Genomic DNA, 12,231 nt, shown 5'->3' with positions numbered 1-12,231 from the left:
TTATGAAACATAGTGGTACGCAAAGACTAGAAACTGAGAGATTAGTTTTGAGAAGATTTGTGAATGAAGATGCTGAAGCAATGTATAAAAACTGGGCGGCGGACGAGGATGTTACAAAATATTTAACGTGGCCTCCCCATTCCAGTCAGGAAGTAAGCCAGAGGGTTATAGAAGAATGGGTAAAGGAATATGATAGCGAAAGTTATTATCAATGGACCATCGTATTGAAGGAAAAAGGAGAACCTATCGGAAGTATAGCTGTGGTGCATATGGACGAAGATGTTTCTATGGCACGGATCGGCTATTGTATTGGAAAAAGCTGGTGGCATAAGGGTATCACATCAGAGGCATTAAAAGCAGTTATGGATTTCCTTTTTGATATAGAAGGCGTAAATCGTATAGAGTGCCGCCATGATCCGCGGAACCCCAATTCAGGAAAAGTCATGGAAAAATGCGGGATGAAGTATGAGGGAACTTTGCGTAGTTCTGATCGAAATAACCGGGGGATATGTGACGCCTGCTATTATGCACTGTTGAAATCTGAGCGTTAGATTGCAGTTTGGTTTTATAACAACAATTCACTGGGCTTTCTTTAATATTCAGTATTATCCGAAACTATTGACAAAAACAGCATATATGTAGTACGTTTGCATTACAAACGGAGGCATCACTATGGAAAAATGGAGTGTTTTAGAAAATGGAATGCCATTTGTGATATCTGCAAATCACAGTAACACATATGGCAGGCTCTCAAAATATGCAGACTCTCTGAAAAGAGATCAGGAGGAAGGCGTATATGAGAGGGCTATGATAGAAAAATATGACAAAACTGAATAAGTTCCTATAAGTAAGGGCACAAGAGGTACTGGAAAGATCCGGTATCTCTTTTTTATGAAGATTAATATTTCAGAAACAAAACGGAAACGTTTTAAAAAAGAATGGCTTGTATTCTTATATCATGAAAACGAGGTAAACATTAAGGAGGTAGCAATTATGGCGAGATCAAAGCTGGTAAAGGCAAATGAAAAGATCGCAGAGAAGGTTGTCGGCGTCTACAAAAAGATAGAAGATACCGTGGTCGGCGGCTATAAGAAAATCGAGGAAGGCGCTGTCAGCGGCTTCACAAAAATCTCGGATTCTTTTGTCGATGAATTCCTGACAAAAGACGGAGAAACCGTAGAGGAAGCAAAGGCAAGACTGGCGGAAGAGCAGAGAGAAAGAGAAGCAGCCAGAACAGAAAAGAATTAAATAAGAACTGAGAGAAAAGAAGAAGGAGAGAATATCATCATGAAAAAGAGCACTTTTGTGGCAATGATCTTGGGAACAATCGGAGGAATCCTGTTTGCACTGGGAATGTGTATGGCGCTGATTCCGGAGTGGAATGCATTTAACCAGGGAATTGTGATGGGGGTAATCGGAGCGGTTGTACTGCTGATTATGGTTCTTGTATGGAGAAAGATGGAGAATAAGAGCCCTGTCAGAGTGTCAGGGAAAATGATAGGAACTGTTCTGTTGGGAATTATCGGAGCGCTTGTTCTCGGAGTCGGCATGTGCCTGACGATGGTATGGAGCAATATGATCATCGGAATCATAGTCGGAATTGTCGGTATCATCCTGCTGATGAGTCTGATCCCACTGACAAAGGGACTGAAATAGAAAAATAGGGCTGTTGTATGAGAAGATGATAAATTCATTCACTCATGCAGCAGCCCGACTGCTTTTTAACTATCTTTTCCCATCTGCTTGCCGATCTGGTTGACGTATGTGCTCAGACCTGCGACCAGTATGCCCTGGACAACTGCCGTAAAGACAGCCATGGCGATCTCCTGTCCCGTCTCGAGCGGACTGACTGCCAGAACCCACAGCGTGCAGATGGCAATGCCGATCCCGCCAAGGATCAGAGGAATAAAATTGTCTTTTACTTTCTGGGCCCTCTTCAATCCCACGCCGATTAAATACAGAACAATCGCGACGACGAGCAGTTCCGGTTTTACATAGTTTGTGATCTGTTCCAAGGTTTGCATCTCCTTTTCCCGGTACGGCTTTCCGTACCGAAACAGCTGTTATTTCATTTTATGATTTGGCTGGGCGGGTGGTGCTGTTTTTGATTGGGCCCTAAATGTTCCTGTTCATTGTTTCCCTGACCATATTTTATCAGATGGATTTTAGTCATACAATGAAATTCAGTATCAGGTTGGAATGAGCTGTGTGAGACTGCATCCCGGGATATCGTTTTTTCACAACTCAGATTTTTTCGACTGTAACTGAAAAGTGCGGATTTTGTACAGATTTTTAATATTTCTATATATCAGCAAAAAACGTTGTTGAATATATAAGTGTTTGTATGGCTAAATAAATGTCAAAACAAACTAACAGGAACGGAGGAAAAGTACACATGAAACAAAAATGGAAGAAGCCAGTTTCGCTGGCATTGTCTGCTGCATTGACAGCAGGAATGACAGCAGGAATGATTCCTGCATCTGCTTCGGCGGAAGAGGGGACGATCCAGGCTGAATTTTTTGTCTCTCCTGATGGAAGTGACTCAAATGACGGCTCCTATGAGCACCCGTTTGCAACGTTGGAAGCGGCGCGGGATGCTGTGAGGGAGATCAATGACAACATGACCGGGGACATTTATGTATTTATCGCAGAGGGCGATTATTACATTGACGAGACGATTGTGTTTGACGAGCAGGATTCTGGTACGAACGGGCATAAAATCGTATATCAGAATCTGGACGGAATTGCCAGTGCAGCTTTCATCGGAGGAAAGCAGGTGGATTCAGCATGGAAACTTGTGGAAAATGAAGGGGCTGATGCAGATCTGCCGGATTCAGCAGTGGGCAAAGTGTATAAGACGAATGTAGGAACAGATTATACATTTGATACAATTTATGTAAATGATGAGCGAGCAACCCTGGCACGCACGCAGAATAAAGAGCAGGTTGCCGGATTTGAATCCGCCCTTACTCCGTATATGAGATCTGAAGGCGGCGGAGTAGGTGATCTGATTTACAAGGCAGGCGATCTTGACGAAGAAGCGATAGCCGGCCTTGTAAATGCACAGGAGAGAGGGGATCTTGACGCTTCGGTGTATATGTGGGACGGCGGATACTGGGACTGGATGACAGATACTATTCCGATTTCAGAGATTGATACATCAGCGAGAACGCTTACATACAAGACGGTAGATGGACATCCGGAGATGTATCGCCCGAAATATGCAACCAGAAATAATGCGCGTTATTTCCTACAGGGGAATCTGGGATTTTTGGATGCTCCGGGAGAGTATTACTACAACAAGACGACAGGCGACCTCTATTATTATCCGGAGGAAGGAGGCATCGAGGAGCAGGATATCGTTATCCCTCAGGTGAAAGAGATCATCCGTGTGGAAGGAGAATCCCGTGACAGCATGGTAGAGAATATTGAGTTCTCCGGTCTCACGTTTAAGGATACCAATACCACGGACTGGTATGCTTACGGATGGAACTGGGGAGATGCGGGAGACGGTCTCGGCTTTTATCCGGCTGAAGCAGAGGGCAGCACTCAGCCGTCCTACTGCGAGCAGACAGAGCGTATTGAGTTCCAGTATGGAAATATTACGTTAAAGAACACAAAAAATATCACGATCTCCAAATCCCATATTACAAACACGGGTATGTTCGGTATTGAGGTATATCTGGCAAATCAGAATACTGTAATTGAGAACTGCCTCATCAACTACACCGGACACGGCGGAGTTAATATTGACGGCGGATATCCGGGAGTTGCCGGGGATGAGAACGGAGATGGCTACAGCCGCGACAATATTGTCCGCAATACGGTAATCCACAATGTGGGCGAGCTGATTGGTCAGGCGACAGGACTTACAGTACAGCAGTCCGGCTATAATACGTTTTCGAACCTGGAAGTTTATAATTCACCGAGACGCGGCGTCTTTATTACGGCAGGAAACAGCAGAAATCCGAACCAGTCCTATCCGGATGGAGATGCAGACTTTAATGCCATGACAGATATGTACTCCCACCATAATACATTTGAGTATATTTATATCCATGACTGTCAGCAGGACGGTGGTGACGACGGCGCATTCTTCGGATGCTACCTGTATAAGGGAAGTGAGAATTACAAGCCAAACTATATCAATCAGATGATCATTGACTCTACAGGAGCCAATCCGACCATGACAGACCTCGGACCGAACTGTATCAACCTCGATATGGGATGTTCCGGATTTGAGCTGAGCAATGTAAAAGCCGTAAATCCGATGAACTTCAACATTGAGGTTAATACGATCAAACAGTACGGTGATGTGATCAAGTTTGACAACGTCAATATTGATTACGGTACGATGGTAAATGAGATCGACAAGTTTGACGATTCCAGAATGGAATACGACAAGATCGGCGTGACAGCAGATTACCCGGCAGAATTTATGAATTCGGCGACAAAAGACTTTGTCGAGACGCCGGACGACCTGTACTTTGAGGAAGACTTCGAGAGCGGACTGAATTATACAAAATGGGCTTCAGAAGGCGGCACTCCGGAGATCACAACACAGTGGTACTCAGAGGATCCGCTCAGCGGAAAACAGGGTCTTGAGCTTTCCGGAAAAGCAAAACTGTACCGTGAATTTGAGCAGCAGCTCAGCAAAGTGGTGACGGTTATGATGTTTGACCGTCAGAATAATAATCTTGCTGCTTATGATTCGGGGAGAAGCAACTCGGCTAAAGTTACTTCAATTGCGAGAGCAGACGACGGAGAAAACATTATCGGTATCGGACTGGACAGCAATAATATGAACAATTATATCGTTCAGATCGGTGGCAAAAAAGAAGCGACAGAAGTGCAGAGAACTTTCGGATGGCATGAGCTGAAATTCGACTATACATCCGGAACAGATGTGAAATTATACATTGATGGCACATTTGTAAAAACAGTGGACGCAGACGGATTTGATTACGTGTCCCTTGGATCAGACGACGGTGTGGGAATCGCTTACTACGACCAGCTTTACATCTACGGCGGTGCAGAAACAGAAGATCCGGGTAACATAACGCTTCCGGCTCCTCCGGAATATGACGCATCCAATGACAATAAGGAACAGCTCTATCTGGATCTGGAAGATGGGGAACTCCCGGCGTTTAAACCGACAAATGACAAGTCGCAGATGGAGGTTGTGGCAGATCCGGACAATTCAGATAATAATGTACTCTATATCGACATTCAGGATGGACACAATTTCTACCAGACTGGCAACAAGGACTGGGATAATTATGTGGTAAATCTGAAGTGGAAATTTGAAGGATGGGGCGATCAGAATGTACTTGGAAAAGCATATGACAATTTCACAATTTTTGTCATGACCAATCTGGACGGTGACAGTAAGGAGACTAATCCTGGCTCATACCAGATCGTTTACAGAAGAAATATCAACGGCGGTAATGGGTTTGATGCTGGAGAGGCCTACTTTGAAATTTGTAAACATGCGAGCAGTGGCGACTCTGTACTGGGGCGCGCAGCAGTACCGGAAGGATTTGATGCAGGCAAATGGCATGAACTTCAGATTCAGACATTCGATGGTAAAGTTGGATTTATCTTAGACGGACAGCCATTGATTTCTGTGGATGACGGTTCTTATACATATGGCGGGATCGGATTTGGCGGAATCAACGCAAAGGTATACATGGATGATATCCAGATCATCTCAAATCCGACCTATGTGGAGTATCCGGACAACTTTGGTCTGACGAATGCCGAGGTCAACGGAGAGTATAATCCGCAGTACTATATGTACAGTGCTCAGATTGTGGACAAGTCTCAGCCGGTTACCATGACAAAACCGGAGGCTGTACTGGAAGGAGCAGATGTTAAGATCGCTCTGAACGGCGCAGACATTACCGAGGATTTTGCAGAAACAGGATCCGCAGAACTGGATCTGATTACAGGAATGAACGCTCTTGTGATCTCAGAGGTAACCTCTGCAGGAAACAGAGATTACACAATCTACATTGACAACAGTGTTGCAGTCACAGCAGTTGACGAAATCGCTCCGGTGACAACAGAAGCGGGCACAGCACCGCAGCTTCCGTCGGAAGTAAAAGTGACGTTTGAGAACGACACAGAAACTAATGCCACAGTTTCATGGAAGATGATCAATCCGTGGCTGTACAAAACAGTGGGAGAATTCACAGCTTACGGCGTACTGGCAGACTACAATGAGACAGTCAGCGTACAGGTTACAGCAGACGGCATCCAGTCCGTTTCCGCGCTTGCGGATGTAGAGACGGCAGCGGGTACAACGCCGCAGCTTCCGTCCACTGTATCTGCGCAGTGCCTGTCAGGAGAGAAAGAGCTTGCTCTTACATATGCAGAAGCAGATGCTTCCCTGTATGCAGAGGCAGGAACAGTAATTCTTCCGGCAAAGGCAGATGGATATGCACCGGTGCTGCTGCAGAAAGTAGTAGTGACGGGAGGTTCGGACGAACCGGAGCCGGTGAACAAAACGCTCCTTCAGAAGACCTATGACTATGCACTTACCCTGTCTACCGACGGCGTGACAGACAGCGCGGCGAAATATTTTGGTCAGGTAAAAGAGCAGGCCAAAGCTGTACTGGACAATGAAAATGCAACCCAGGAAGAAGTAGATGCGGCATGGAATAACCTGTTGGAAGGAATCTGGGGACTGGGTGTCGTTCAGGGAGATAAGGCGAACCTGGAACTCCTGATCAGACGTGCAGAAGAAATGACTGCAAATGCAGACCGGTATGTAGAAGCAAACTGGCAGATACTTGAAGAAACTCTGACAGCAGCGCGGGAAGTATATGGAGACGGGGACGCTCTGGAAGAAGATGTACAGAAAGCAGCCGACGAACTGCTCGACGCGATCCTCATGCAGAGATACAAAGCAAATAAAGACAATCTGCAGAAGCTGGTTGACAGCCTCAAAGATCTGGATCTGACGAAATACACAGAGGAGTCCGTGGCAGTGTTCAATGTGGCGTTGGCGCAGGCAAATGCAGTGCTCGCAGATGCATCCCTGTCTGTGGACGACCAGGCAGTCGTGGATCAGGCAGAGAAAGAACTGTCGGCAGCACGGGACGCACTGGTGCCGATCGAGGAGGAGAATCCGGGTGAACCGACTGATCCGACCGATCCGGAAGAGCCAACCGATCCGAGTGCCCCGACGGATCCGACCGATCCAGAGGATCCGAGCGATCCGAGTGACCCGACGGAGCCGAGTGACCCGAGCAACCCGAGTGAGCCAAGCGATCCAAGTGACCCGAGCGATCCGAGCGACCCGAGTAATCCGGACGATGGAAAAAATCCGGATGGCGGAGTGGGAGACGAGAACTCCGGAAACCAGGGAGGTTCTGATAACCAGAGCGGATCCGACAGCCAGTATGGAAACGGTAACAATGGTCAGAACAGCCCGGATGATCAGGCAAAAGCGGATGGAGAAAAAGCTGCGAAGACAGGTGACACAGCTCCGGTAGCAGGCGCAGCGGCAGTGATGCTTGCGGCTGCGGCACTGGCAGGCGGGACAGTGATCGCAAGGAGAAAGAGAAAATAAAAGTATAGTTTAGCAGCTTTGAAAAGAGTGCCGGGGTGGAGAAATGTATAAAGTTTGCCACCCCGGCATTATTCTTCCGGATATAGAAAATGAGTGTATTCAGAGAAAATACAGAATCTCCACAGGGCTATTGACGCCTTGGTCTGCCTGTTGGAAAAAGCAAAAAAGAAAGTGATGTTTTTTGGAGAAATTGTTAAAAAACAGTGATGAAAATGGTGGAAATTTATGCCAGATTATTAGATATAGCGCGGATGAGAAGGAGGGTCCGGGAAAAGCAGAGTTATGTTTTTAAGGAAGAGGAGGATGAATATTGAAAAGAACAGTACGAAGATCCATGTCGTTTGCCCTGGCATCGGCCATGATCATCGGATCGGCTGCTGCGTTGCCGGTAAAGGGAAGTACAGCGGAGGCGGCAGGAGAAGATGTGCAGAAAGAGTTTTATGTGTCGGTTAACGGCAGCGACGAAAATAACGGGAGCAAAGACAGCCCGTTTGCTACAGTAGAGCGTGCACGGCAGGCAGTGGATGAGATCAATGATAATATGACAGGAAATATTATCGTAAATATCGGTGCGGGCGACTACTATCTGGGAGATACGCTGATGTTCGATGAAGGGGACTCCGGTACGAACGGATTCGAAGTGATTTACCGGAGCTCGGACGGCGTCGGCAAAGCGAACCTGATCGGCGGAGAGCGGATCAGCGGATGGGTACTGGCGGACGAGACGGACGTCAGCGAATATGATCTGGACGAGTCTTTGCTCGGCAAGGTCTACAAGACTCAGCTTGATCCGGAAAAGTATGAGTTTAACACCCTCTATGTAAACGATGAGCGTGCGACGATGGCGCGTACGAGAAACCGGGACAACAATCCGTTTTTCCCTATGGCCAAAGGTGAATATATGCGTTCTACCGGCGGACACAACAACGATTTGAACATGTACTATAATGCCGCTGATCTGGATGAGAAGACCATTCAGGGTATGGTACATGCACAGGAACGCGGCGAGGAAGAGATCGCCCAGGTGTTCGTATGGGACGGCGGCGACTGGGACTGGTTTACCAATACCGTACCGATTGCCACGATCAGCACAGAAAACAGCGAGTTCAAATTTCCGGAGCCGCCTGCGGACTATCCGGAGAAATACCGTACAAAATATAATATCGGGACCGGCGCAAGATATTTCCTTCAGGGAAATCTTGCTTTCATGGATGTAGAGGGAGAGTACCACTACAATAAATCCACAGGTACCATTTACTATTATCCGAAGGCAGAGGACGGCGCCATTGAGGAACAGACGATCATCGTGCCTACTATGCAGACGGCTGTCTATTTCAAAGGAGCGGACAAGGAGAATCTGGCGGACGAACCGGATCCGGATAAACAGGTACATAACATTACTTTTGACGGACTGGCAGTAAAAGACACGGAGTTTGCGGATTATTTCACATATTCCTGGAACTGGGGAGACACAGATGCGGGGATCGGTCATTTCCCGGCGGCTTCAGAGGGAAGCACGAATCCGTCTTACTGTGAGAGTGTGGATCGCGAGGAGTTCCGCGTAGGTTCCATCACAGTGACAGACGCCCATGATATTACGATCACAAACACAAGAGTAAAGAACTCCGGTCTGTATGGAATTATCTATGCGGGCGACAACCAGAATCAGGTGTTGACGAACTCTGTAATTGAAAATACCGGTTACGGCGGACTGATTTTTGAAGGCGGATATCCGGGCATCGGAAAATACAATAATCATAATACTGTAGAAAACGTGCTGATCCACGAGGTGGGTGAACTGGTCGGACATGCAGTCGGATTCACTCTGATGAGTTCCGGACAGAATACGTTTACAAACATGGAGATCTATGATACTCCGAAACGTGCAATCCTTGTTCTCGGCGGCTACCGGCGCGACCGCTACGGCGCTGACAGCAATTACGATGAGATCAGAGATATGTACACGGTTGGAAATCATTTCAAATATATTCATGTTCATGACGCACAGCAGGATGCGGGCGAAGACAGCGCGGTGTTCTTAAGCTGGCTGCTTGCAGGAAAAGATGTGCAGGCGTTGCACGGTTCCAATGATCCGAATGATCTGAAGACGAACCTGGAAGGTATCGATACGAGTATTGACCGCTACAACTATTTTGATCAGATGCTGATCACAGATATCGGAGCGGATCCGTCTGTAATCGAGAAGTGTACAGTCGGTGGTCTGGACACGGCCATGGGCGCAAGTGGAAGCCAGTTCACCAACATTCAGGCGGCGAACACCCAGCACCATCTGCTCGCCATCCGGGATCAGTCCCAGGGAGACGGATACGGGGATATGTACTATTATGAAAACTGCACGAACAATCTCTATTCCGATGACCAGCTGAAGACTTTTGACAACAGTAAGATGGAATATGACAAGATCGGCCTGACAGAGAGTTTCCCGGAAGAATACCGGGTGGCTAAGAGAACCTATGACGGGGCTCCGAAAGATCTGTATTTCTATGATGATTTTGAAGCGTCCCGGAATCTGGATCTGACAAAGTGGACTGTAGAAAAAGGAAATGTGGAAATGCATATCGGCTACGGCTATATGTCAGAAGATCCGCATGTGGGAAGAAGATCCCTGCCGATCAACGCCGACCTGAATCCCAACGGCGTGGTAGTGAGCCGTACATTTGACAATGACCTGCACAAGATCGTGGAAGTCAAATACATGGACAGAAGGAAAGACTATGCAAACAATGACCGCGGGGATGCCGTGCCTACGGAGATCCTGCCGAATTCCTTCCTGCGTGTGGACGACGGTGAAAATGCACTGGGACTTGGCGCAGTGGGAAGCGTATCCAAAGACTATTACATGATCAAGAAGGGCGACGAGCTGATTCAGACAGATGTGAAGCGTTGCTTTGGCTGGCACACGTTTAAATTTGATTACAGCTTCGGATCAGATGTGAAGCTGTACATCGACGATCAGCTGGTGGCGACGTACGACGAGTCCGACGGTGTGGCAACATCATTTAACTACATCGGTATGGGCGACTGGGAAGGAAAGGGTGGCAAGGCATTCTTTGATCAGCTGTATGTGTACGGCGGACAGGATGCGCCTCCGGTAGAGGACCTTCCGCTGCCGACAGCTCCGGAAGAGCCGGAAGCAGAACTGTTTGCGGAAGACTTTGAATCTGAGAATCCGACGGAATTTGCAGCCCAGAAGGGCAATGCGATAATCGAGATCATCCCGGATACAGAAGATCCGGAGAATATGGTTATGCATGTGACTTCTCAGGATGATCTGGTATATGTTGCCGACGGCATGGACTGGTCAAACTATACGTTTGAATGCCGGATCAAGATCAACAACTGGGGCGTTGGCGGGGCATATGACTGGGACAACATGGCTCCGGTATGGTATGCAGGCTCCCAGGACGATAAAGGAAACTTTAACCGGTATTCTCTGAAATACCGCAGGGCCAGCGGAGACTTCGCTCTATACAGGAGAGCCGGCGGTGACACGGACATGGTTTCCGCTCCGGCTTCGGAAAATTACGAGGGAAGCTGGCACGATTACAGTATCACAACGGTGGATGGATTAATCACAGCCTATATTGACGGTGAAAAAGTATTCGAATACAGCGACAGCGCAAACGGGAACGGTACGATTGGATTTGATGGAATCAGTGTGGATTACTGTGTTGATGATATTAAAGTGACCCGTCAGAAAACACCGAATCCGTCCGCAAATATGGAAGGAGGAGTGTACGCTGAGCATGTTGGAGTGACGCTGACACCGGCGGCAGAGGGGCAGAATATCTTTTATACACTGGATGGAAGCGATCCGCGGACGGCGGAAAATGGAATTTATTATGTCCCGGGTGAAACCCTTTGTATTGAAGAGACAACTGTTCTAAAATTCACAGCAATAAAAGAAGGGGCTTTATACAGTGATGTGATTGAGATTACCTATACGATTGAAAACGGAGAACCGGAAGAACCGGAACCGGAGCCGGTGAACAAAACGCTCCTTCAGAAGACCTATGACTATGCACTTACCCTGTCTACCGACGGCGTGACAGACAGCGCAGCGAAATATTTTGGTCAGGTGAAAGAGCAGGCCAAAGCTGTACTGGACAATGAAAATGCAACCCAGGCAGAAGTAGACGCGGCATGGAATAACCTTCTGGAAGGCATCTGGGGACTGGGAGTTGTTCAGGGAGATAAGACGAACCTGGAACTCCTGATCAGACGTGCAGAAGAAATGACCGCAAATGCGGATCGGTATGTAGAAGCAAACTGGCAGATACTTGAAGACACTCTGGCGGCAGCGCAGGAAGTATATGGAGATGGTGATGCTCTGGAAGAAGATGTACAGAAGGCAGCCGACGACCTGCTCGATGCAATCCTCATGCAGAGATACAAAGCAAACAAGGACAATCTGCAGAAGCTGGTTGACAGCCTCAAAGATCTGGATCTGACGAAATACACTGAGGAGTCCGTGGCAGTGTTCAATGTGGCGCTGGCGCAGGCAAATGCAGTGCTCGCAGATGCGTCCCTGTCTGTGGACGACCAGGCAGTAGTGGATCAGGCAGAGAAAGAACTGGCGGCAGCAAGGGACGCACTGGTGCCGATCGAGGAGGAGAATCCGGGTGAACCGACTG

Annotated in this window: 7 protein-coding genes; 6 read left to right on the top strand and 1 reads right to left on the bottom strand. The window is 47.7% G+C overall.

Translation table 11 applies throughout. The features are described from left to right. Positions 1–2 precede the first annotated feature (2 nt). The 4 genes from B5F07_RS14675 to B5F07_RS14665 all read left to right on the top strand — a co-directional run bounded on the left by B5F07_RS14675 (position 3) and on the right by B5F07_RS14665 (position 1,656). The gene (locus B5F07_RS14675) at positions 3–551 is read left to right on the top strand and encodes a GNAT family N-acetyltransferase (RefSeq protein WP_087162036.1); all 549 of its coding nucleotides are present in this window, start codon (positions 3–5) and stop codon (positions 549–551) included. 121 nt (positions 552–672) lie between these two features. Next, entirely contained in the window at positions 673–837 is a 165-nt protein-coding gene (locus B5F07_RS22645) for a hypothetical protein (RefSeq protein ID WP_162613140.1), read from the top strand. A gap of 156 nt (positions 838–993) precedes the next feature. Then, a complete protein-coding gene (locus tag B5F07_RS14670; RefSeq protein ID WP_087162072.1) occupies positions 994–1,248 on the top strand; it encodes a hypothetical protein in 255 nt (84 codons plus the stop codon). Positions 1,249–1,287: 39 nt separating this feature from the next. Next, a complete protein-coding gene (locus B5F07_RS14665; RefSeq protein WP_087162035.1) occupies positions 1,288–1,656 on the top strand; it encodes a hypothetical protein in 369 nt (122 codons plus the stop codon). Positions 1,657–1,721: 65 nt separating this feature from the next. Here the strand turns inward: B5F07_RS14665 and B5F07_RS14660 are convergent, their stop codons facing one another. Next, the gene (locus B5F07_RS14660; RefSeq protein WP_087162034.1) at positions 1,722–2,024 is read right to left on the bottom strand and encodes a phage holin family protein; all 303 of its coding nucleotides are present in this window, start codon (positions 2,022–2,024) and stop codon (positions 1,722–1,724) included. Between the two features lie 371 nt (positions 2,025–2,395). On the opposite strand from B5F07_RS14660, the gene B5F07_RS14655 reads away from it, so the two are divergent. Together B5F07_RS14655 and B5F07_RS14650 are read left to right on the top strand one after the other, a co-directional pair. Continuing rightward, positions 2,396–7,576, top strand: coding sequence for an Ig-like domain-containing protein (locus B5F07_RS14655; RefSeq protein ID WP_162613139.1), 5,181 nt, complete (start codon positions 2,396–2,398; stop codon positions 7,574–7,576). Between the two features lie 310 nt (positions 7,577–7,886). Beyond that, on the top strand, positions 7,887–12,231 hold a 4,345-nt coding region (locus B5F07_RS14650; RefSeq protein WP_140398031.1), incomplete at its 3' end, for a chitobiase/beta-hexosaminidase C-terminal domain-containing protein.

Source organism: Lachnoclostridium sp. An169 (assembly GCF_002160525.1).
GTDB classification, from domain to species: domain Bacteria; phylum Bacillota; class Clostridia; order Lachnospirales; family Lachnospiraceae; genus Mediterraneibacter; species Mediterraneibacter cottocaccae.
This window is presented reverse-complemented; position numbering and strand designations above follow the sequence as displayed.

What these genes read in the sequence shown, in the direction of transcription:
- B5F07_RS14675 (WP_087162036.1), top strand. Translation starts at nt 3, where the DNA reads ATGAAACATAGTGGTACGCAAAGACTAGAAACTGAGAGATTAGTTTTG.
- B5F07_RS22645 (WP_162613140.1), top strand. Translation starts at nt 673, where the DNA reads ATGGAAAAATGGAGTGTTTTAGAAAATGGAATGCCATTTGTGATATCT.
- B5F07_RS14670 (WP_087162072.1), top strand. Translation starts at nt 994, where the DNA reads ATGGCGAGATCAAAGCTGGTAAAGGCAAATGAAAAGATCGCAGAGAAG.
- B5F07_RS14665 (WP_087162035.1), top strand. Translation starts at nt 1,288, where the DNA reads ATGAAAAAGAGCACTTTTGTGGCAATGATCTTGGGAACAATCGGAGGA.
- B5F07_RS14660 (WP_087162034.1), bottom strand. Translation starts at nt 2,024, where the DNA reads ATGCAAACCTTGGAACAGATCACAAACTATGTAAAACCGGAACTGCTC.
- B5F07_RS14655 (WP_162613139.1), top strand. Translation starts at nt 2,396, where the DNA reads ATGAAACAAAAATGGAAGAAGCCAGTTTCGCTGGCATTGTCTGCTGCA.